The 22,479-nt window shown below is 66.6% G+C and carries 14 protein-coding genes; 1 reads left to right on the top strand and 13 read right to left on the bottom strand.

The genetic code is table 11. The features are described from left to right. Positions 1–16: 16 nt before the first annotated feature. The 13 genes from AC25MA_RS02145 to AC25MA_RS02085 form a co-directional block, all read right to left on the bottom strand. Complete coding sequence (locus AC25MA_RS02145) at positions 17–610, bottom strand: glutathione S-transferase (RefSeq protein ID WP_486971755.1); 594 nt, start codon at positions 608–610, stop codon at positions 17–19. After that, positions 607–4,251 (bottom strand): AAA family ATPase, encoded by a 3,645-nt coding sequence (locus AC25MA_RS02140; protein WP_486971754.1) that lies wholly within the window; start codon positions 4,249–4,251, stop codon positions 607–609. Before AC25MA_RS02140 ends, AC25MA_RS02145 begins: the two co-directional genes overlap by 4 nt. Further along, positions 4,248–5,486, bottom strand: coding sequence for an exonuclease SbcCD subunit D C-terminal domain-containing protein (locus tag AC25MA_RS02135; RefSeq protein WP_028692923.1), 1,239 nt, complete (start codon positions 5,484–5,486; stop codon positions 4,248–4,250). Before AC25MA_RS02135 ends, AC25MA_RS02140 begins: the two co-directional genes overlap by 4 nt. 96 nt (positions 5,487–5,582) lie before the next feature. Beyond that, the gene (locus tag AC25MA_RS02130) at positions 5,583–7,208 is read right to left on the bottom strand and encodes a BatD family protein (RefSeq protein ID WP_028692924.1); all 1,626 of its coding nucleotides are present in this window, start codon (positions 7,206–7,208) and stop codon (positions 5,583–5,585) included. Continuing rightward, the gene (locus tag AC25MA_RS02125) at positions 7,205–8,923 is read right to left on the bottom strand and encodes a vWA domain-containing protein (protein ID WP_028692925.1); all 1,719 of its coding nucleotides are present in this window, start codon (positions 8,921–8,923) and stop codon (positions 7,205–7,207) included. Before AC25MA_RS02125 ends, AC25MA_RS02130 begins: the two co-directional genes overlap by 4 nt. Next, on the bottom strand, positions 8,920–9,996 hold the full coding sequence (locus AC25MA_RS02120) for a vWA domain-containing protein (protein WP_028692926.1): 1,077 nt from the start codon (positions 9,994–9,996) through the stop codon (positions 8,920–8,922). Before AC25MA_RS02120 ends, AC25MA_RS02125 begins: the two co-directional genes overlap by 4 nt. Next, the gene (locus AC25MA_RS02115; protein WP_062363855.1) at positions 9,989–10,483 is read right to left on the bottom strand and encodes a DUF4381 domain-containing protein; all 495 of its coding nucleotides are present in this window, start codon (positions 10,481–10,483) and stop codon (positions 9,989–9,991) included. Before AC25MA_RS02115 ends, AC25MA_RS02120 begins: the two co-directional genes overlap by 8 nt. Further along, complete coding sequence (locus tag AC25MA_RS02110) at positions 10,480–11,424, bottom strand: DUF58 domain-containing protein (RefSeq protein ID WP_028692928.1); 945 nt, start codon at positions 11,422–11,424, stop codon at positions 10,480–10,482. The genes AC25MA_RS02115 and AC25MA_RS02110 overlap by 4 nt, the downstream gene beginning before the upstream one ends. 4 nt (positions 11,425–11,428) lie before the next feature. Then, complete coding sequence (locus AC25MA_RS02105) at positions 11,429–12,388, bottom strand: AAA family ATPase (RefSeq protein ID WP_011532987.1); 960 nt, start codon at positions 12,386–12,388, stop codon at positions 11,429–11,431. A 1,079-nt stretch (positions 12,389–13,467) separates the two neighbouring features. Next, complete coding sequence (locus tag AC25MA_RS02100; RefSeq protein ID WP_028692929.1) at positions 13,468–14,796, bottom strand: MFS transporter; 1,329 nt, start codon at positions 14,794–14,796, stop codon at positions 13,468–13,470. Positions 14,797–14,842: 46 nt separating this feature from the next. Then, positions 14,843–16,036, bottom strand: coding sequence for an L-2-hydroxyglutarate oxidase (gene lhgO, locus AC25MA_RS02095; RefSeq protein WP_028692930.1), 1,194 nt, complete (start codon positions 16,034–16,036; stop codon positions 14,843–14,845). Positions 16,037–16,138: 102 nt separating this feature from the next. Further along, the gene (locus AC25MA_RS02090) at positions 16,139–16,849 is read right to left on the bottom strand and encodes a FadR/GntR family transcriptional regulator (RefSeq protein WP_213883988.1); all 711 of its coding nucleotides are present in this window, start codon (positions 16,847–16,849) and stop codon (positions 16,139–16,141) included. 105 nt (positions 16,850–16,954) lie between these two features. Next, positions 16,955–17,308 carry a hypothetical protein gene (locus AC25MA_RS02085; protein ID WP_028692932.1) on the bottom strand — a complete coding sequence of 118 codons (354 nt, stop codon included), beginning with the start codon at positions 17,306–17,308 and terminating at the stop codon, positions 16,955–16,957. 271 nt (positions 17,309–17,579) lie between these two features. On the opposite strand from AC25MA_RS02085, the gene AC25MA_RS02080 reads away from it, so the two are divergent. Next, positions 17,580–22,445 carry an NAD-glutamate dehydrogenase gene (locus tag AC25MA_RS02080; RefSeq protein ID WP_028692933.1) on the top strand — a complete coding sequence of 1,622 codons (4,866 nt, stop codon included), beginning with the start codon at positions 17,580–17,582 and terminating at the stop codon, positions 22,443–22,445. The last annotated feature ends 34 nt before the right edge of the window (positions 22,446–22,479 follow it).

Genomic DNA, 22,479 nt, shown 5'->3' with positions numbered 1-22,479 from the left:
TGAGCGACACGCTGTCTCACTTGGCCATCACGGCCTTGAACAGCGGCGATGCCAGCCAGCCCTGCAACCAGCTGCGCAACCGCGGATAAGCCGCCTCGGTGAACCATTCGGGTTCGACCCCGGCAAACTGGCGCATCAGGGGCAGCAAGGCGGCGTCGGCCAGGCTTGGGTGAGCGGCCAGCAGATAGGGTCTGCCTTCGAGCAGACGTTTCAGCTCGGCCAGCCAAGGCTCGGCCTGGGCGCGGTAGTGCGCCCGGGTGTGCTCGGGGTAGCGCTCGGCGTACTTGTACAAGTTCACTTGCGCCTTGAAGGTGCCATCGTTGCGCGCGATCAGCGTTTCGGCCTGCCGCGCGGCGGCGGGGTCGGCCTGCAGGCGCCAGTCCTCGGGGTCATGTCGGGCCAGCGCCCAGCGCATGATGTCCAGGCTTTCCTCCAGCACCGCATCCCCGGTATCGAGCACCGGCACCGTGCCCTTGGGCGACAGTGCCAGCAGCTCGGCCGGCTTTTCCTTCATCTTCACCTCGTGGACCTGTACGTCGCAGCCGGCGTAGCGCAGGGCCAGGCGCGCGCGCATGGCCCAGGGGCAGCGGCGGAACGAGTAGAGGATCACCCGCACACCTGCACGTCGCTCAGGCCATTGCCCTGGCGGCGCACCTGGATCTGCACCGGAATGCGCTCGTGCATCTCCTGCACGTGGGAGATCACCGCCACCTTGCGCCCCTGGGCCTGCAGGCCGTCGAGGGCGTCCATGGCCAGTTGCAGCGACTCGGGGTCGAGGCTGCCGAAGCCTTCGTCGATGAACAGCGATTCGATACGCAGGGTGCTCGACGCCATGGATGCCAGGCCCAGGGCCAGGGCCAGCGACACTAGGAAGGTCTCGCCGCCCGACAGCGAATGCACCGAACGCAGCTCGTCGCCCATCTCGGTGTCCAGCACCAGCAGGCCCAGGGCGCTGCCGCCGCGCTTGAGGCGATATCGCCGGGCCAGCTGGCGCAACTGGCTGTTGGCGTGGTGCAGCAGCAGGTCGAGGTTGTAGCCCTGGGCGATCTTGCGGAATACATCGCCCGAGGCCGAGCCGATCAATGCATTCAGGCGTGCCCAACGTTGCCATTGCTGGTAGGCCTGGTCGATCTGTTCGGCCAGGGCCTGGCTGGCCTGTTGCCGGCGCTGGTCCTCGGCCTGTTGGGCGCGCAGCTCAGCGCATTGCTGCTCCTGGGCTGACAACTGCACGGCCAGCTCGGCGAGGGCGGTTTCCAGCGCTTCGACGGACAGTTCGCCGTGGGCCTGTGCGGTGTGTTGCTGCAGCTGCTGCTCACGCTCCCCTAGCAACACGCGGCCTTGCTCGACAGCTTTTTCCGCGGCCTGCAGGCGTTGGCGCAGCTCGCCCACCTGGCTGTCGTCGATGGCCAGCAGGCGGTCGAGGCCGGCGTCGTCCAGTTCCGGGTGTTCGCTGCGCCACTGGGCGATTTCGCCCTGCAGCTGCTGGTGCTCCTGCTCCAGTGCCTGTTGGCGCTGCTGGTTGGCCTTGAGTTCGCCGGCCAGTTGCACACCTTGGGTGTGCAGCGCCTGCAGTTGCCGGGCGCTGTCTGCCTCGGCGGCGCGGGCCTGCTCCAGCTGGGTGTCCATGTGCTGCTGCCAGGCTTCGGCGCTGGGCTGATCGCCGAGCAGTTCGCCCAGGGTGGCCTGGGCCTGGCGGCGTTGTTCGTCCAGCACGGCAAGCTTCTGTTGCAGCTGTTGCTGGCTGTGCAGGCGCGCCTGTTGCTGATCGCGCTGTTTGTCCAGCTGGACCTGGCGAGCCTGCTGTTCTTCCTGCTCGTCCTTGCGCAGGTCGAGTTGCTGACGGCGTTGGGCAATCTGCTGGTCGAGGCCGAGGAACGCATTGGCCGGGTCGTCGCGCAGGGCCTGGAGAATGTCCGGGGGCAGCACGTTTTCGAGACTTTCGAGGGCCTGCGCGAGTTGCTGCTCGTCGGCGGCCAGGGCCTGGTGCTGCTGGTCAAGGTGGCGCTGGGCCTGTTGCTGTGCTTCGCCTGCGGCCTGCAATTGCTGGGTGAGGCGCGCGGCGTCCTTTTGCAGGGCGAGCAGGGCGCCCTGGCGTTTCTCGTCGCGGTCGATCTCGTCGCCGAGGCGGCGCAACTGGCCGTCGAGCCACTTGCCCCGGCCGCTGTCGTCCTGCGGCGCCAGCGCTGGCCACAAGGCATGGGCCTGGACCTGCTCGAGGACGGGCTGCAGCTGCTCGCTCAACTGCTGCTGTTGCTGCTGGTAATCCTTGAGCTGGGCGTTGACCACGCCCAGCTGGGTGCGCAGCTCCACCAACCGGGTATTGAGCTGTTCGACCTGCTGCTGCGCCGCCGCTTCCTCGGCCTGGTCGTGGCGCCCGAGGCTGTGCAGCAACGCTTCGGGCTGATGGAACGGATGCTCGGCGCTGCCGCACACCGGGCAGGGCTCGCCATCGCGCAGTTGGGCGCGCAGTTCCTCGACGCTGGTGTTGCGGGCCAGGCGCTGGCGCTCGAGCAACTGGCGGGTCAGGGTCAGCGCCTGCTCGGCGCCCTCCAGTTCGGCCTTGGCCGCCGTGCCTTCACCGATCAGTTGCTGGCGTTGCTGCATGGCCAATTGTTGGCGCTCGCGCAGCGCATCGAGGCCGTTGCGCAGTTCCATTTCGCGGCCATGCAGGCGCGACAGCTCCTCGACCGCGCGTTGCTGCTTACGGTTGTCCTGGAGCATGGCGCCGAGCAGGTCGATCTGCTCGGCCAGCGCCTGGGGTTCGGCCCCGGCCTCGCGGAACAGCAACTCGAAATGCTCGCGCTGGGCTTGCAGTTGGGCGTTGGCCTGACTGGCTTGGGCCTGCAGGCCGGGCAGCTCTTCGCGGCCCTTGGCCAGGCGGCCGCCGATCAGCATCACCTGTTTGAGCTGCGGCAGGTAGGCTTGCCAGGCGTCGGCCAGGCTGCCGAGTGCTTCGCTCTCGGCCAGGGCGCTGTCGATCCGAGCCAGTTGTTGCAGGCTGCGCTGCTGGCTGTCCTCCAGCTGCAGCAGTTGCTGCTGGGCTGTACCGACTTCCTGTTCGACCCGGGTGCAGGCTTCACGTTGCTCGGCAAGCTCCTTGTCCAGGCGCGCCAGGTCGCCCTGGGCAGCAAAGGCCTGGCGCAGGCGCGGGGCGTTTTCGCCGTGCAGGGCCTGGTGCTCGATCAGGTGCTGGCGGGCTGTTTCCAGGGCCAGCTGCAGCGCGTCGGTGTGTTGCTGCAGTTCGGAGTGCTGGCGCTGTTGCTGGTCGATATCGGCCAGTACCGGGGCCAGTTGCGCGGCCAGGTGCTGCTGACGGTGGAACTGGTGGCGCTGGGGCGCCAGGCGTTCCAGGCGTTGCAGGTCGACGCGCTGTTCGGCCAGTTGTTGCCACTCGTGTTCCGCGTTTTGCAGGGCCGTGCCGGCTTCACTGTGCAGCGCCTGCAGGCGCTGCTGTTCGGCAAACCAGGTGCGCTGCTGTTCCAGCTGGCGCTGGCGCGCCTGTTCGGCCTTGAGCTGCTGCTGGGCCTGTTCCAGTGCCTGGTCGAGGGCGGCGCGGGCTTCGGCTTCCATTGGCAGCAGGTGCTCGGCCTGCTTCTTCAGGTCGTTGTGAACCTCGCCGGTTTCCCGCGCCTTGCTGAAGGCGCGTTGGCCCAGGCGGGTGTAGATTGCGGTGTTGGTGAGTTTTTCCAGCAGTTCGCTGCGCTCACGGTCGTCGGCCTTGAGGAAGGCACCGAATTCGCTCTGGGCCAGCATCACCGCGCGGGTGAACTGCTCGAAGTTCAGGCCCAGGCGCGCCTCGACCAGTTGTTTGTATTCGTTCTTGCCGCTGCCCAGCAGTTGCTCGCTGTCCAGGTCGTAGAGGCTCTGGCGGCTGTTCTGCAGTTTGCCGGTGGCCTTTTCGCGAGCGCGGTTGGCTTCCCAGCGGGCGCGGTAGCGGCCGCCGTCGATGCCGACGAAATCGACCTCGGCGAAGCCGCTGCCAGTGCCGCGACGCAGCAGGTTGCGCGGATCCGAGGTGGGGATCTCGCCATCGGCGTCCGGGACCTTGGCTTCCCGGGCGATGTCGTTCAAGCGCGGCACGCTGCCGAACAGCGCCAGGCACAGGGCGTCGAGCAGGGTGCTCTTGCCGGCGCCGGTGGGGCCGGTGATGGCGAACAGGCCGGCGCTGGCCAGGGGCTCGGCGGTGAAGTCGATATCGATCGGGCCGGCCAGCGAGGCCAGGTTCTTCAGGCGGATGGCGAGGATCTTCATGCCTGCTCCTCCTCTTGCAGGACGTCCTGCAGCAATTCGGCGAAATCGGCCAGGGCCTGGTCGTCGGCGGGGTTGCCATAGGCCTGCTCCCAGGCACGGCCGAACAGGTCCTGCGGGGTCATCTGGGCCAGCTCGACGAAGGCGTGCTCGTCGTCCTCGGCGCGGCCGCTGCCGGCGTATTCGGCGCTGATGCGCACCAGGCGCACGGCCTTGCCCTGCAGGGCGCCTTCGATCTGCTGGCGCAGGTCGGGCTGCGGCTCGTCCAGGCGCACCCGCACTTCCAGCCAGGGCTGGCGGTTGGGGTCTTCGAGCAGGTCGATCACCGGCAGTTGCCCGAGCTGTTCGAGCAATTCGCCCAGCGGCGCCGGCCCGACCCGTTGCAGGGCCACCGCGCGGGGCACCGGACGCGGCTCGACACTGACCAGCTCGGCACCGTCCAGCTCCACCTCCAGGACCTGGTGCGGGTAGTTGATCTCGGCGAACGACAACGGGATCGGCGCGCCGCTGTAGCGGATACGGTTTTCGCGGTTGACCTTCTGCGGCTTGTGCAGGTGGCCGAGGGCGACATAGCTGATGGCCTTGTCGAACAGCCTGGCCGGCAAGGCCTCGGCGTTGCCGATGATCAGGCTGCGCTCGGAGTCTTCCGAGATGCTGCCGCCGGCCATGTGCGCGTGGCTGATGGCGACCAGTGCCTGGTCTTTCTTGCGCTTCTTCTGCGCCGCGGCGATCAGTTGCTCATGGACCTGGTTGATGCCCTGCAGGTAGTCGTCCCCCAGCGCGGGGCCGGTGACTTCGGCGGGGCGCAGGAAGGGCAGGGCCAGGCACCAGGCGCCGACCTTGCCACGGGCGTTGGTCAACGGGATCAGCAGTCGCTCGGTGTCCAGCTGGCCCTCGTCTAGCCAGTGCACCCGGCCCAGGGCGTGGGTGCGCAGGCGGCGCATCAGTGGCGCCGGCAGCTCGATGCGCGAGCCGGAGTCGTGGTTGCCAGCGATCATCACGATATCCAGCTTGGGCTGTTGCTCGTGGGCCTGGACAATGAAGTCGTAGAGACGCTCCTGGGCTTTGACCGGCGGGTTGACCGTGTCGAAGATGTCGCCGGCGATCAGCAGCGCGTCGGGTTGGCGCAGGCGCAGCTGGCCGAGCAGCCAGTCAATGAAACAGGCGTGTTCGAAATCGCGTTCCTGGCCATGCAGGCTCTGGCCCAGGTGCCAGTCGGAGGTGTGAAACAGACGCATGGAAGATCCGTTGGATGAGCGGCAGGGGGCGTTTGGATTAGGGCGCTATGGTAACTCATCGCGGGGCCGTGGGAGCGGGCTTGCCCCGCGATGAGGCTACTTGGGATACAGCGGCGGCAAGCTGCCGGCTTCGCCCGACGGCGCCAGCACCTGCTCGGCCGGCGGAATCGCGCCAATCGCGCGCCACAGCTCGTCGCCGTGCCAGTATTGCCCGCTCTCGCTGTACAACGCGCCATTCAACCCATCCAGCGCATCGGACAACGGCACGAAGCGCGCCGCCATCTCGGCCAGGGTTTCCGGCTGCTGCCGGGCCCAGGCGTCCAGCGCCTGGCGGGTGGCCTGCGGGTCGTTGGCCTGGCAGGCGCGCTTGAGGTCATCGAGCAGCGTGCGCGGGCTCGGGCCGGTCTGTGCCGCGCGCAGCACCGCCGGTTGCGAGCGGGCCCGCCACCACAGGGTGAAGCCGAGCAGGGTGGTCAGGGCCAGGACCAGCGTGGCCAGTTGCCAGGGCCAGAGCGGGCCGGGGCTCAGGTTGCCGTCGCCGGCCGGGGTGTCGGCGCTCAGCGCCGGGTTGTCCTGCACGTTCAGGGTGCGGGCCGGCAGGCTGCTGTGCTCCAGATGGTCTTCGCGGGTGTTCCACCAGGTCACCTCCAGCGCCGGCAAGGCCAGCTCGCCAGCGTGGGTCGGCACCAGCGCCTCGCGCTCTTCGCGATTGGCGACCATGCCGCGCTCGCCGATCTCGTTGCGCAGCAGCGGCTGGTCGGGGTAGCGGCGCAGACCGGCGGCTTCGGTGGCCGGCAGTGGCGGCAACTGGGTGCTCGACAGGCCCTCGGCGCGCACGGTGATGTTGCGCGTGAGCGAGTCGCCGATCTGCGTCGGCTGGCGCTCCGGGTCGGGGTTCCAGTGTTCTTCCAGGGTCAGGCTGCGGGCCGGCAGCCAAGGGCGGTCGGCTGGGTAGCTGGCCGGGATCGGCTTGACCGTCAGACGCAGCGGCAGCGAGCTGACCTGCACCTGGCGACCGACCCGCGGCGTGCCGGCCGGTTGTTCGCCATTGTCGGCGGCGGTGGCGGTGAAGCGCAGCGGCGGCACTTCAAGGCTACCGCTCTGTTGCGGATAGATCGCATAACGGGTCTCAATCACCCCGTGACGCACGCCGTTGATGTCCTTCTCGTAGGTGCGCGACTCGCCCAGCGGGTCGACCTTGGCGTTTTCCAGCTGCAGTGGGCTGAGGCTGCTGTCGTCGTACAGCGCCACCGAATGGTAGATGCGCAGGGTCAGCACGGCCTGGGCCTGGACATAGACCTCGCTGCTGTCCAGGGTGGCCTCGACGAACACCTGCGCAGCCGCGTCCGGGCGCTGGCTGTCGGCCTGCTGCACCTGCAGTTCGATGGCCTGGCTGCGCGATTGGCCCAGCTGCAGCTCGGGAATGCGCAGGCTGCCGCTGCGCCGGGGCAGCAGGGTGATGATCCAGCGGGTGCTGGCGCGGGTTTCGCCGTCCAGGGTATGCAAGCTGTTGAGCTGGCGCGTGCCGCGCACCTCGAAGTCGGGCTCGAGGGAGCGCAGGTCGGGCTTGCCGAACTGGGTGACGTCCTGACTCTCGAGGGTGAGTTCCAGGGTTTCGCCGGCTTCCAGGCGCGTGCGGTCGACGCTGGCCTGCAGGATCGGTTCGGCCTGGGCCGCGAGGCTCCACAGCAGGCCTAGGAGAAAGACGCCGAGGCGACTCATCGTGGGGTTTCCTGATGCAATTGCTGTTCGTACCAGAATTTGCGCCGCAGCAGTTCCGCCGGGTTGTCGGGGATCTCCCGCAGCCATTGCTCCAGGGCCTGGCGCTGTTCGGCGTCGAGGCTGGTGGAGAGCGGCCGCTGGGGCGGCTGGGTGAGGCTGTCGTCATCGCCGCCGGCAGCGCCGGGCGGGGCCTGGGTGTTGCCCTGGCTGTCGCCGTTCTGCTGGCCCTGGGCCTGTTCGTCGCTGCCTGGCGTGCCCTGGGCCTGGCTGCTGGTCGAGCTGCTGTTGCCTTCGGTTTCGCTGCCGGGTGTGCCTTGGGCATCGGCGTTGTTCGGTTGGGTCTCGGCGCTGGCCTGGCGTTGTTGCAACAGTTGCTGGACCAGGGCCTGGTTGTCCAGTGCCGCCTTCAGGTCGGGTTGGCGTTCCAGGGCCTGTTCATAGGCGTCCAGCGCCGCCTCCAGTTCCCCGGCGCGGGCCAGGGCATTACCCCGATTGTAGTGGGCGGCCGCTGTGCCGGCCTGGGCGAAGGCGGCGGCGGCGCCTTCGAAATCGCCGGCCTGGTACAGGGCCATGCCGCGCCACTGGCTGTCCTCGAAGTGGTGGGCCGCCTGGGCCGGGCGTTGCCGCTCCAGCAGGCGCTGGCCCTGCTGGTCGGGGCGCAGCCACAGGTCATTGAATTCGAAGGCCTGGCTCGGTTGCGGCAAGGCCAGCAGCAGCGGCAGGCAGAACAACCAGCCGCGCCGGCCAGCGCAGGCGGCTAGCAGCAGCAGGGGCAACAGCAGCCAGTAGCCCTGGTCGGCCCAGCTGTCCAGTTGCAGGGTCTGGCCATCGTTGTGCAACAGTCGCGGGTTGTCGAACAAGCCCAGGCCGCGCAGGTCGAGGTCGTCGATGCGGGCATGGCGGTAACGCCCGCCGGTCGAGCCGATGAAGCTTTTCAGCGAGGCGCTGTCCAGGCGTGGCAGGAGGATGCCGCCCTGGTCGTCCTTCAGGTACTCGCCGTTGGCCTGGCGTACCGGTGCACCCTCGGCGCTGCCGACGCCCAGCATCAGCAGGTTTGGGCCCTGGCGCCCGAGGGCCTGTCGAATGCCTTCGCGCTCCGGTTCACTCAGCGACGAGCCGATCAGTAGCAGGCGGCCCTGGCCCAGGCCGCTCTGGGCGAGCAGGGCCAGGCCCTTGTGCACGGCGAGGTCGGCACGCTGGCCGGGCTGCGGCATGATCGACGGGTCGACGGCCTCGAGCAGGTTGCGCGTGGTGCCCAGGTCATCGGATAGCGGCACCAGGGTGTGGGCGGAGCCTGCGTAGACGATCAGCGCGGTCTGGCTGTCGCGACGGTGCTCAAGCAGGTCGAGGATCTTGCGCCGGGCCTGTTCCAGGCGGTTCGGCGTGCTGTCCTCGGCGAGCATCTGCGGCGTCAGTTCGAGCAGGATCACCAGCGGGTCGGCCGGGCGTTGGCGGGTTTCTTCCAGGCGTTGCCAACTCGGCCCGAGCAGGGCCAGGACGATCAGCAGCCAGGCCAGGCCCAGGGCGATCCACGGCAGCTTGCTGGTGCTGCCGCTGCCACCGCCAAGCAAGACCGCGTGGAACGGCTGCGGCAGGATCAACTGCCAGCGCCCGGCGCGCTTGCGCCGATGCCAGAGCTTGAACAGCAGCCAGCCGAGCAGGGGCAGCACCAGCAGCCAGAGCGGGCGCAGCCATTGGGGCCAGAGTTCGATCATCGCCGCCTCCTCAGGCGCAGGCGCTTGAGGCGCTGGCGCCATTCCGGGTGGGGCTGCAGGAAGCGTGGCTTGCGCAGCAGGCGTTGCAGCAGGTTGTCCGGCCACTGCACGGCCACCACCAGCAGCACGCTGAGCAGCAACGCCAGGGCCAGCGGCCAGGCGTACAGCGCGTGGGCGGTGCGCGCCTGGGTCGGCTGCTGGGCCACCGGTTCCAGTTGGTCAAGGGTGTCGCCGATGGCGTTCAGCTCGGCGCCGTCGTGGGCGCGGAAGTAGCTGCCGTGGGTAATTTCGGCGATTTCCTTGAGCGAGGCTTCGTCCAGGTCCAGGCTCGGGTTCAGCCCGAGCAGGCCCGGCGTGCCGCTGGCCTCAGGGTTGGCACCGATGCCGATGGTGTAGATGCGCACGCCTTCCTGGGCGGCCAGGCGGGCGGCGGTCAGTGGGTGGATCTGCCCGCCGTTGTTGGCGCCATCGGTGATCAGGATCAGCACCCGACTTTGCGCCGGGCGCTGGCGCAGACGCTTGACCGCCAGGCCGATGGCGTCGCCGATGGCGGTGTTCTTGCCGGCGATGCCGATCTGCGCCTCGTCGAGGAAGGTGCGCACGGTACGCCGGTCGAAGGTCAGCGGGGCCTGCAGGTAGGCCTGGCTGCCGAACAGGATCAGGCCGACGCGGTCGCCCTGGCGGTCCTGGAGGAAGTCGCCCATCAGCGCCTTGACCAGGTCCAGACGGCTGATCTCGTCGTCCTTCCACTGCATGTCGGGGAAGTCCATGGAGCCCGACACATCCACTGCCACCAGCAGGTCGCGGCCACTGGCCGACACCGGCAGCGGATCGCCCAGCCACTGTGGGCGGGCGGCGGCCAGCAACAGCAGTAGCCAGATCAGGATGAACGGCGCCTGCTGGCGCCAGGTTGGCAGGTTCAGCCGCGCGCGGCGCCCGGCCAGGCCTTCGAGTTCGTCGAGAAAGCCCACCTTGAGCACCGGCTCGCCGCTGTCGGCGGCAGGCAGCGCCAAGCGCGCCAGCCAGGGCAGCGGCAACAGCAGGAAGATCCACGGCCAGGCCAGTTCAAACATGCTTGCGGATCCAGGTTTCGACCGCCTGGGTGAGCCCGGCGATGGCCTTGTCGTCGAGCTTGCACTCGGGCTTGTAGGCGCCTTCGACCAGTACCATCCAACGGGTCAGGCCGGCGGCCGGGCAGCGGTTGTCGAGAAACGCCAGCCACTGCCGGCCATTGAGGGTGTGGCTGTTGGCGCCGGGATAGTGGTTGCGGCACAGGCGCTTGAGCAGGGCGTTGATCTGCTGCAGCCAGGCGCCGGCCGGCGCGCCGTCATAGGGGCGTGGCAGGCGCGCCAGCTCGGCCAGGGCCTCGACACGAATCGGGTCCAGCGGCAGTTCGGCGCGCACCACCTTGCGCTTGCCCGGGCGCCAGTGGCGCAGGCGCCACAGGCCCCAGCCGAGCAATGGCAGCAAGGCGAGCAACAGCCACCAGCCTGGGGCCGGTGGCCACAGGCCGATGGCCGGCGGTGCGATCAGCGGTTGCAACTGATCCAGGGGGTTCATTTGGCGCTCCCGGGACGCTGCGCGTTCAGGTATTCGCGCAATTGCTCGATCATCTCACTCTGGGTGCTCAGCGGCATCAGCACCACCCGCAGCTTCTGCGCCAGCAGTTCCCAGCGCTCGATGCGCGCCTCGGCCTGCTGGCGGTAGGCCTGGCGCAGGTTGGCATCCAGCGTGTCGAGTTCCAGTTGCGCGCCGCGTTGGGCGAAACGCAGCAGGCCGGCGGCGGGCAGGGCATGGTCGAGCGGGTCGCTGACCGGCATCAGCAGCACGTCGCAGTGACGCGACAGCATCGCCAGGTGCTGCTCGACGCTGGCGCTCAGGGCACGCTCGTCACAGATGACGATGGCCAGGCTGCCCGGGCGCAGCACCTCACGTGCCCGGCGCAGGGCCAGGCCCAGGCTGTCGGGCTGTGGCACGGCCTCGGTGTGCAGGGCCTGGTTGACCTTGGCCAGGCGGTTGAGCAGTTGCAGCAGGCTCTGCTTGCTGCGCCTCGGCTTGATCTCGTGGGGCTCGCTGTCGCCGAACACCAGCCCGCCGATACGGTCGTTGTGGCCCAGCGCCGCCCAGCCGAACAGGGCCGCGGCCTGGGCCGCCAGCACTGACTTGAACATCAGCCCGGAGCCGAAGAACAGCCGCTGGCTCTGCTCGACCATGATGAAGATCGGCCGCTCGCGCTCTTCGTGAAAAAGCTTGGTGTGCGGCTCCTGGGTGCGCGCGGTGACGCGCCAGTCGATGTTGCGCACATCGTCACCGGCCTGGTAGACCCGCACCTGGTCGAAGTCCACGCCGCGGCCACGCAGCTTGGAGTGGTGCAGGCCCACCAGCGGGCTGCGCTGGCCGGGCCGGGAGAACAGCTGGATCTCACGCACGCGGTGGCGCATGTCGATCAGGTCGGCCAGGCCGATGCGGATGCCGGGTTCGGCCAACTGCGAGGTGGGCATGGGGTCAGGCGACGGCGACGACGTCGAGGATGCGCTGGACCACGCGGTCTTGGTCGACCCCGGCCGCCTCGGCCTCGAACGAAAGGATGATGCGGTGGCGCAGCACGTCGAACAGCACTGCCTGGATATCCTCGGGGCTGACGAAGTCGCGCCCGGCCAGCCAGGCGTGGGCGCGTGCGCAACGGTCCAGGGCGATTGAGCCGCGGGGGCTGGCGCCGTAGGCGATCCAGTCGGCCAGCTCACTGTCGAACTTGGCCGGGGTGCGGGTGGCCATGACCAGCTGCACCAGATATTCCTCCACGGCATCTGCCATGTACAGGCCGAGGATTTCCTTGCGGGCGGCGAAGATGGCCTGCTGGCTAACCCGGCGCTCGGGCTTCACCTCGCCACCCAGTGCCTCGCCCCGGGCTTGCAGGAGGATGCGTCGCTCCACCGCGGCGTCTGGGAAGCCGATTTTGACGTGCATGAGGAAGCGGTCGAGCTGGGCCTCGGGCAGCGGGTAGGTGCCTTCCTGCTCGATCGGGTTCTGCGTGGCCATCACCAGGAACAGCGGCGACAACTCGTAGGTGCTGCGTCCAACGCTGACCTGGCGCTCGGCCATGGCTTCGAGCAGCGCCGATTGAACCTTTGCAGGGGCGCGGTTGATTTCGTCGGCCAGCACCAGGTTGTGGAAGATCGGTCCTTGCTGGAACACGAAGCTGCCGGTTTCCGGGCGGTAGATCTCGGTACCGGTGATGTCGGCGGGCAGCAGGTCGGGGGTGAACTGGATGCGATGGAATTGCGCCTCGATGCCCTCGGCGAGCTCCTTGATAGCCTTGGTCTTGGCCAGGCCCGGGGCGCCTTCGACCAGCATGTGGCCGTCGGCCAGGAGCACGATCAGCAGGCGCTCGACCAGTTTTTCCTGGCCGAGGATCTGGGAGGAGAGAAAGGTGCGCAGCGCGATCAGCGCTTCACGGTGTTCCATCGTTGGCGGTTCCTGGGGATGGGCCCTGGCGCGCTGAGGGCGCTTGCCGGGCGAGGGGGGATACTTTAATCCATCCGGGGGGGTGGCGACCAATGGCGGTTTGCAAAAATCGTGTAAAGGATAGAGGTGAGGCAGTGGGAACCTATCGTGGCAGGGAAGTCTGTTACAGGTGTTGGATGGGGTTGCTGGGGGCGCTTCATTGCTTCTTGACGGCGGTCGCTTTGAGGGGCAGTAGTTACACGTAACGCGGCGCCCACTATCCCCCATAGGTGTTTTCCTGCTCGGCAGGTGATTCATATTTTTTGATCTTGATCTTGATCTTGATCTTGATCTTGATCTTGATCTTGATCTTGATCTTGCTTTTAAGTGTGCGATAGTTCAGGCAACACCAATTGCGACTTCAGGAGGCCGAGCGGAGTTCTTGCGGAGGGAGGTGACGGCCATGGATGGCCGTCAAGCGCTGCGCCCCAGGATGGGGCGTTCAGCGCGGTCCTCCCGGGAGCAAGAACGGAGCGAGGGGACCCCGGAGCGAAGCGTAGGGGCCGGATGAATGGAGCGAGGATTTTTTGGTGACTTTTTGATCCTTCAAAAAGTTACCCGCCGTAAGGGCGGAAAGGTAAATTCGCGTCGCCATCGCGAATGAATGCGCATGTAAATTTCAAAACACATGCTCTAAAAGTCAAAGTCAAATTCGGTCAGTACTGGTATTGATAGTTGTAGGTGCATTCATTTGCGATGTCGACGCATAGTCACCTTTTCGCCCTTACGGCGAGTTCCTTTTTGAAGGATCAAAAAGGAACCAAAAAATCCTCGCTCCATTCATCCGGCCCTACGCTTCGCTTCGGGTCCCCTCACTCCGGCCTTGCTCCCGGGAGGACCGCGCTGCAGGGCCCATCCTGGGCCCCAGCGCTTGACGGGCATCCATGCCCGTCACCTCCCTGCGCAAGACCTGCGTTCGGCCTCCTGAAGTCGCGAAGTTACGGGCGGCGCCTGGGCTGGCGTAGCTGTCGCTAGTGAGGAGGGGTTAGCCTTGCGATCAAGATCAAGATCAAGATCAAGATCAAGATCGTTGGTGTCGCTTAATTCTTCGACTTCGAATGCCGCCAGCCCTGGTCAAGGAACGCAAACACCACCACCAGCACCCCGGCCACCGCGAGGATCAACGCCACGCCATCGGTGGAGTGAGTCGCCGACCCGGCCACCAGCGCCAGCCCGCCCAGCGGCGCCAGGCCACCGGCCACGGCGGTACCGACCTCGCGCCCGGTGCCGAACCCCGACGAGCGGGTCTGGGTCGGGAACTGTCGGCTGAGGAACGAGCCCTGCGGGGCGAACATCATCGGCGCCAGGATCCCGGTGCCCACGGCAATGGCCAGGTAGATCATCATCGGCTCGCCGGTCGACAGCAGTTGCAGGAACGGAAAGGCGAACAGCGCCGACAGCAACCCGCCGAGCATCAGCACGGTCTTGCTGCTCCACTTGTCGCACAGCCAGCCGAAGAACGGCACGGCAAAGATCGCCACCAGGCTGGCCAAGGTCACCGACAGCGAGGTGACGTGGGCCTCGACGCCCTTGAACTGGGTCAGGTAGGCCAGCGAGAAAGTCTTGAAGATGTAGCTCAGGGCGTTGTAGCCCACGGCCACGAAGAACACCACCGCCAGGCCTTTGAGGTCGTTCCGGAACAGCAGCTTGAGCGGCGACACCTGCGGCTTGTCGTCGTCCTTGTCCAGCTCCTTGAAGTCCGGGGTCTCGGGGATGCTCTTGCGCACCCACAGGCCCACCGCCACCAGGGCGATGCTGGCGATGAACGGGATGCGCCAGCCGCCGGCCAGCAGGAACTCGTTGCCGTTCATGGTCAACAGGTACACGGTCAGCGACGACAGCAGCAGGCCCAGATTCAGCCCCAGCGCCGGCCAGGCGCCCTGGCTGCCGCGCTTGCCTTCGCTGGCGTGCTCGTAGGAGGTCACCGCCGCGCCGGACAGTTCGGCACCGGCGCCCAGGCCCTGGATGATGCGGATGATCACCAGCAGGATCGGCGCCCATATGCCGATGGTGGCGTAGCCGGGGATCAGGCCGATCAGCATGGTGCACAGGCCCATCATGCAAAAGGTGATCACCAGCACGTGCTTGCGCCCGAAGCGATCGCCCAGGTAGCCGAACAGCACGCCGCCGAAGGGCCGGGCGATGAAGCCGATGGCGAAGGTGGAGAACGCCAGCAGCGAGGCCACCGCCGGGTTGCTCGGGTCGAAGAAGATCTTCGAGAAGACGATCGCCGCCATGGTGGCGTAGAGGTAGAAGTCGTACCACTCCAGCATCGAGCCGAAGATGGTCGCCGCCGCCACCTTGCGCAGGCGCTTGCGTTGCTGTTCGGGGGTTTCGCTCGCGGCCAGGGCCGTTTCGTGTACCGACATTGAGGTTTTCCTTGTTGTCTTTGTAATTGTGGATGCAGCGGGTGGATCAGCGAGCCTGGAGAATCTTCTCGGCGATCATCTGGCCGATGGGGATCGCCGAGGTGGCGGCGGGCGACGGCGCATTGCACACATGCACCATGCGTGGCGTCTCGGCGAACAGGAAGTCGTGCACCAGGGTGCCGTCGCGCATCACCGCCTGGGCGCGGATGCCGGCTTCATAGGGCAGCAGGTCCTCGACTTCGAGGGACGGGCAATACTTGCGGCACTGCTCCAGATAGCCGCGCTTGAACAGCGAATTCTTCATCTCGGTGGTGCCGGAACCGAGGTTGTTCCAGAGGGTTTTCCAGAAGCCCGGAAAGCGCGCGTACTCGGCGACATCGCGCCAGTTCACCGAAAACTTGCGGTAGTTCTCCCGACCAAAGCCGAGCACCGCGTTGGGGCCGACGGTGACGCTGCCGTCGATCATCCGCGTCAGGTGCACGCCGAGGAACGGCAGCTCCGGGTCGGGGATCGGGTAGATCAGGTGGTTGACGATCTGGCTCTTGCTCGCTGGCAGGCGGTAGTACTCGCCGCGGAAGGGAATGATCTGATGGTCGATCCTGACCCCGGCCAGGCGCGCCAAGCGGTCGGACTGCAGGCCAGCACAGGCCACCAGCTGGCGGGCGCGCCAGGCGTTGCCGTCGGCGCTGATCGCGACGTGGTCGCCATGTTCCTGGATGGCGCGCACGGTGGTGGACAGGCGCAGTTCGCCGCCGGCCTGGCGGATTACCTTGGCCATGGCGTCGCACACTTGCTGGTAGTCGACGATTCCGGTGGCATCGAGGAACAACGCGCCCTTGCCGACGATGTTCGGCTCCCGCTCGCGCAGGGCGTCGGCATCCAGGCGCTCGACCTTCAGGCCATTGTGCTGCGAGCGCTCGTACAGCGCCTGCATGCGCTGCACTTCCTGGTCGTTGGAGGCCACCAGCAGCTTGCCGCAGACCTCGAAGGCGATGCCGTGCGCGCCGCAGAAATCCTTGGTGGCCTGGGCGCCGCGCTTGCACAGGTCGGCTTTGAGGCTGCCGGGGGCGTAGTAGATGCCGGCATGGATCACGCCGCTGTTGTGGCCGGTCTGGTGACGGCCGAGGCTGGCTTCCTTTTCCAGGATCAGCAGCGAAGCGCCGGGGCGTCGTTCGAGCAGGGCCATCGCGGTGGCGAGGCCGACGATGCCGCCGCCGATGATGCAGTAGTCGTAGGTCATGCAGGGTACCTTGGTATTCTTGTCGGTGAATCTGCTTATCAGGTTGTCAGACTAAGTAGTTCGCGTGAAAGCCTCGCCAGGTCGCGATGGGGTTCTCCGGAGTCAGTCGAGGTCGGGAAGGTCGAGTTTCAGGCGCTTGGCAGAGGCGCGCAGGTGGGCTTCAGCGCAGCCGGCAGCCGCCTGGCGGTCACCGTCGGCGATGGCTTGGTACAGCGCCCGGTGCTCGCGCAGGGCATCGGCCGAACCGCCCACCGCCGGGGTGGCGGAGTTTTCCCAGGCGGTGCGGCGCGCGGCGGCCAGCTGGCCGCCGAGGAAGTCGTGGAAGGCGACAAAGTAGTCGTTCTTGCTGGCTTCGGCGATGGCGCGGTGGAAGGCCACGTCGGCGGCCGAGGCCGTGGCGAAGTCGCTACGCGGGTTTTCCATCGTGCCCAGGGCGCTGGCCATGCGCGCGAGGTCGTCGGTGTCGCGGCGGCGGGCGGCGATGGCGGCGGCCTGGGTTTCGATCCACAGGCGCATCTCGAACATCTGCACCAGGTCCGGCTTGCGCCCCTGGCTGCCGGGGAAGCGGAACACCGTGCCGCTGGGCGTCTGCGAGATGTACGAGCCGAGCCCGCGGCGGGCGATCAGCACCCCGTCGGCCTTGAGCTGCGCCACGGCCTCGCGCACCACCGAGCGGCTGACATTGAGTTGTTCAGCCAGTTGCTGTTCGGTGGGCAGGCGCGATTCGGCGGCCAGGCGGCCGGAATCGATCTCGGCGCGGATGGCGCTGACGACACGTTCGACGAGGGTGTCGGGGCGCTGGAGCTCTAGCATGGACAGGGGTTCTTATTGGTCAGGTTGTCAGACAATGCCTGTCTCGATAGTGGCCTGTCAATCTCCTGAAGGCTTGCGCGGTCCCTGTAGGAGCGATGTAGCAGTTCAGATTTCGGACACGAATGTCCCGGTCCCGGCAAGGATGTTCTGCAACGTTTCCTTCACTTCATCCAGGTCGGTTCCGGCGCTGGTCAGAATGATCTCCAGCGTTTCATCCCCCTTCAGCGCATCACGATCCCCCGCCGCCACCTCGATCAGCAGCCGCTGCGCGCTCAGGGTCACCTTCAGCCCGTCCAGGGTCGACGGCTCGTCATCCAGGGTCAGGTCGACGGTGTCCTCGTCCGGATAACGGGTCAGCAGGAACATCTGGCCCTTGTCGCTGTGGCAGCACAGGGTCGCCATGTTGTCTTCCTCATCGTCACAGGGGGTGGCGAAGAGCAGGGCGGTTTTCAGTTGCATGGGCGGCTCGGGTCAATGGCAAAGGAAAGGAATTCTGACAGCCTTGGCGGCCGCGATAAACGTAAAGTTACCGCGCATTGACCGAAATTGTCGCAGCGCTGCAAGCCGCGGTGACCGTTCAGTCGTTAAGCTGCCCAGTCGGTGGACATGACGTTCATGTCCAACGCCTGGTTTTACCGTCCGGCTTGCCGCGGGTTGGCTATCGTTGATCCGTACCCGGCGGACGTACGCGACGCTTCACCTATAACAAAGCCCAAGCGGAGTACCACAGATGGCGTTTTTCACCGCAGCCAGCAAAGCCGACTTCCAGCATCAACTGCAGACGGCCCTGGCGCAGCACATCAGCGAACAGTCCCTGCCACAAGTGGCGCTGTTCGCCGAGCAGTTCTTCGGCATCATCTCTCTGGACGAACTCACTCAGCGCAGGCTGTCGGACCTTGCCGGCTGCACGCTGTCCGCCTGGCGCATCATCGAGCGCTTCGACCCCGAACACCCGCAGGTGCGGGTCTACAACCCTGATTACGAACGCCACGGCTGGCAATCGACCCATACCGTGGTCGAGGTGCTGCACCACGACCTGCCATTCCTGGTCGACTCGGTGCGCACCGAACTCAACCGCCGCGGCTACAGCATCCACACCCTGCAGACCACCGTGCTCAGCGTGCGCCGCGGCGCCAAGGGCGAGCTGGTCGAGCTGCTGCCAAAAGGCACCCAGGGCGAGGGCGTCAGCCATGAGTCGCTGATGTACCTGGAGATCGACCGCTGCGCCAATGCCGCCGAGCTCAACACCCTGAGCATGGAGCTGGAGCAGGTGCTGGCCGAAGTGCGCGGCGTGGTCGCCGACTTCGAGCCGATGAAAGCCAAGATCCGCGAGCTGCTGGAGTTGGTGGAGCAGAACGCCTTCGGCCCGGCGCAGAACGACAAGGCCGAGGTCAAGAGCTTCCTGTCGTGGCTGCTGGACAACCACTTCACCTTCCTCGGCTACGAGGAGTTTACTGTCGAGTCCGATGCCGACGGCGGCCACCTGGTCTACGACGAGGCCTCGTTCCTGGGCCTGGCCCGCCTGCTGCGCGCAGGCCTGGGCGCCGACGACCTGCGCATCGAGGACTACGCCGTCGCCTACCTGCGCGAGCCGCGCCTGCTGTCGTTCGCCAAGGCCTCGCAGCCAAGCCGCGTGCACCGCCCGGCGTACCCGGACTACGTGTCGATCCGCCAGATCGACCAGGACGGCAAGGTCATCAAGGAATGCCGCTTCATGGGCCTGTACACCTCGTCGGTGTACGGCGAGAGCGTGCACACCATCCCGTACATCCGTGGCAAGGTCGCCGAGGTCGAACGCCGTTCCAACTTCGACCCCAAAGCCCACCTGGGCAAGGAGCTGGCCCAGGTCCTCGAGGTGCTGCCGCGCGACGACCTGTTCCAGACCCCGGTCGACGAACTGCTCAGCACTGTCATGTCGATCGTGCAGATCCAGGAGCGCAACAAGATCCGCGTGTTCCTGCGCAAGGACCCGTACGGCCGCTTCTGCTACTGCCTGGCCTACGTGCCACGTGAGATCTACTCCACCGAGGTGCGGCAGAAGATCCAGCAGGTGCTGATGGAGCGCCTGAAGGCCACCGACTGCGAGTTCTGGACCTTCTTCTCCGAGTCGGTGCTGGCCCGCGTGCAGCTGATCCTGCGGGTGGACCCGAAGAACCGCATCGACATCGATCCGCAGCAGCTGGAAAACGAAGTGATCCAGGCCTGCCGTTCGTGGCAGGACGATTTCTCGGCGCTGGTGGTGGAGAACTTCGGCGAGGCCCACGGCACCAATATTTTGGCCGACTTCCCGAAAGGCTTCCCGGCCGGCTACCGTGAGCGCTTCGCCGCGCACTCGGCCGTGGTCGACATGCAGCATGTGCTGAACCTGTCCGAAGCCAAGCCGCTGGCCATGAGCTTCTACCAGCCGCTGACCCAATTGGGCGAGCGCCAGCTGCACTGCAAGCTGTACCACGCCGATACGCCGCTGGCGCTGTCGGACGTGCTGCCGATCCTGGAAAACCTCGGCCTGCGCGTGCTCGGCGAGTTCCCGTACCGCCTGCGCCACGCCAGCGGCCGCGAGTTCTGGATCCACGACTTCGCCTTCACCTACAGCGAAGGCCTCAATCTTGATATCCAGCAGCTCAACGACACCTTCCAGGACGCCTTCGTCCATATCGTCAAGGGCGACGCCGAAAACGATGCCTTCAACCGCCTGGTGCTGACTGCTGGTCTGCCGTGGCGCGACGTGGCGCTGCTGCGCGCCTATGCCCGCTACCTCAAGCAAATTCGCCTGGGCTTCGATCTGGGCTACATCGCCAGCACCCTGAACAACCACACCGACATCGCCCGCGAGCTGACCCGGTTGTTCAAGACCCGCTTCTACCTGGCGCGCAAGCTGACCCAGGAGGACCTGGACGACAAGCAACAGCGCCTGGAGCAGGCGATTCTCAGCGCCCTGGACGAGGTCCAGGTACTCAACGAGGACCGCATCCTGCGTCGCTACCTGGACCTGATCAAGGCCACCCTGCGCACCAACTTCTACCAGCCGGACGCCAACGGCCAGAACAAGTCGTACTTCAGCTTCAAGTTCAACCCCAAGCTGATCCCGGAACTGCCGAAACCGGTGCCGAAATTCGAGATCTTCGTCTATTCGCCACGGGTCGAGGGCGTGCACCTGCGCTTCGGCAACGTCGCCCGCGGCGGCCTGCGCTGGTCGGATCGCGAAGAGGACTTCCGCACCGAAGTGCTCGGCCTGGTCAAGGCTCAGCAGGTGAAGAACTCGGTGATCGTGCCGGTGGGCGCCAAGGGCGGCTTCCTGCCGCGCCGCCTGCCGCTGGGCGGCAGCCGTGACGAAATCGCCGCCGAAGGCGTGGCGTGCTACCGCATCTTCATCTCCGGCCTGCTCGACATCACCGACAACCTCAAGGACGGTGGCGTGGTGCCGCCGGCCAACGTGGTGCGTCACGATGAGGACGATCCGTACCTGGTGGTGGCGGCCGACAAAGGCACCGCGACCTTCTCCGACATCGCCAATGGCATCGCCATCGACTATGGCTTCTGGCTGGGCGACGCCTTCGCCTCTGGCGGCTCGGCTGGCTATGACCACAAGAAGATGGGTATCACCGCCCGTGGTGCCTGGGTCGGCGTGCAGCGTCACTTCCGCGAACGCGGCATCAACGTGCAGGAAGACCCGATCACCGTGGTCGGTGTCGGCGACATGGCCGGCGACGTGTTCGGCAACGGCCTGCTGATGTCCGACAAGCTGCAACTGGTGGCCGCGTTCAACCACCTGCACATCTTTATCGATCCGAATCCGGATCCGGCCACCAGCTTCGTCGAGCGCAAGCGTCTGTTCGACCTGCCGCGCTCGGCCTGGAGCGACTACGACACCAGCATCATGTCCGAAGGCGGCGGGATCTTCCCGCGCAGCGCCAAGAGCATCGCCATCAGCCCGCAGATGAAGGAACGCTTCGCCATCGAGGCCGACCGCCTGACCCCGACCGAGCTGCTGCACGCGTTGCTGCAGGCGCCGGTGGACCTGCTGTGGAACGGCGGTATCGGCACCTACGTCAAGGCCAGCAGCGAAAGCCACGCTGATGTCGGCGACAAGGCCAACGACGCCCTGCGCGTCAACGGCAACGAGCTGCGCTGCAAGGTGGTGGGCGAGGGCGGCAACCTGGGCATGACCCAGCTCGGCCGGGTCGAGTTCGGCCTCAACGGCGGCGCCACCAACACCGACTTCATCGATAACGCCGGCGGCGTGGACTGTTCCGACCACGAGGTCAACATCAAGATCCTGCTCAACGAAGTGGTGCAGGGTGGCGACATGACCGAGAAGCAGCGCAACCAGTTGCTGGGCAGCATGACAGACGAAGTCGCAGGGCTGGTGCTGGGCAACAACTACAAGCAGACGCAAGCGCTGTCGCTGGCTGCCCGCCGCGCCCGCGAGCGAATCGCCGAGTACAAGCGCCTGATGGCCGACCTCGAGGCCCGTGGCAAGCTGGACCGCGCCATCGAGTTCCTGCCCACCGAAGAGCAACTGGCCGAGCGCCTGGCCGCCGGTCACGGCCTGACCCGCGCCGAGCTGTCGGTGCTGATCTCGTACAGCAAGATCGATCTCAAGGAGCAACTGCTCAAGTCGTTGGTGCCGGACGACGACTACCTGACCCGTGACATGGAAACGGCCTTCCCGCCGTCGCTGGTAAGCAAGTTCGCCGACTCGATGCGCCGCCATCGCCTCAAGCGCGAGATCGTCAGCACCCAGATCGCCAACGACCTGGTCAACAACATGGGCATCACCTTCGTTCAGCGCCTGAAGGAGTCCACCGGCATGAGCCCGGCGAACGTCGCCGGCGCCTATGTGATCGTGCGCGACATCTTCCACCTGCCGCACTGGTTCCGCCAGATCGAGGCTCTGGACTACCAAGTCCCTGCCGAGATCCAGCTGACCCTGATGGACGAGCTGATGCGCCTGGGCCGCCGCGCCACCCGCTGGTTCCTGCGCAGCCGTCGCAACGAGCAGGACGCGGGTCGCGATGTCGCCCACTTCGGGCCGAAGATCGCCCAGTTGGGCCTGAAGCTGGACGAGTTGCTGGAAGGTCCGACCCGTGAGCGTTGGATGGTCCGCTACCAAGGCTTCGTCGAGGCCGGCGTGCCGGAACTGCTGGCGCGCATGGTGGCGGGCACCACCCACCTGTACACCCTGTTGCCGATCATCGAGGCCTCGGACGTCACCGGTCACGATCCGGCGCAGGTGGCCAAGGCCTTCTTCGCCGTGGGCAGCTCGCTGGACCTGACCTGGTACCTGCAGGAAATCAGCAACCTGCCGGTGGAGAACAACTGGCAGGCCCTGGCCCGTGAGGCGTTCCGCGACGACATCGACCTGCAGCAGCGGGCGATCACCATCTCGGTGTTGCAGATGGCCGACGCGCCGCAAGACATGGATGCACGGGTGGCGCTGTGGTGCGAGCAGCACCGGGTGATGGTCGAGCGCTGGCGCGCCATGCTCGACGACCTGCGCAATGCCAGCGGCACCGACTATGCGATGTACGCGGTGGCCAACCGCGAGCTGGTCGACCTGGCGATGAGCGGGCAGGCGGCGGTGATTCCGTCCTGAGCCTGGCGTTGAGGTAAAAGAAAGCCCCGGCAGT

The sequence above is a fragment of the Pseudomonas sp. P65(2024) genome (assembly GCF_057480955.1).
This window is presented reverse-complemented; position numbering and strand designations above follow the sequence as displayed.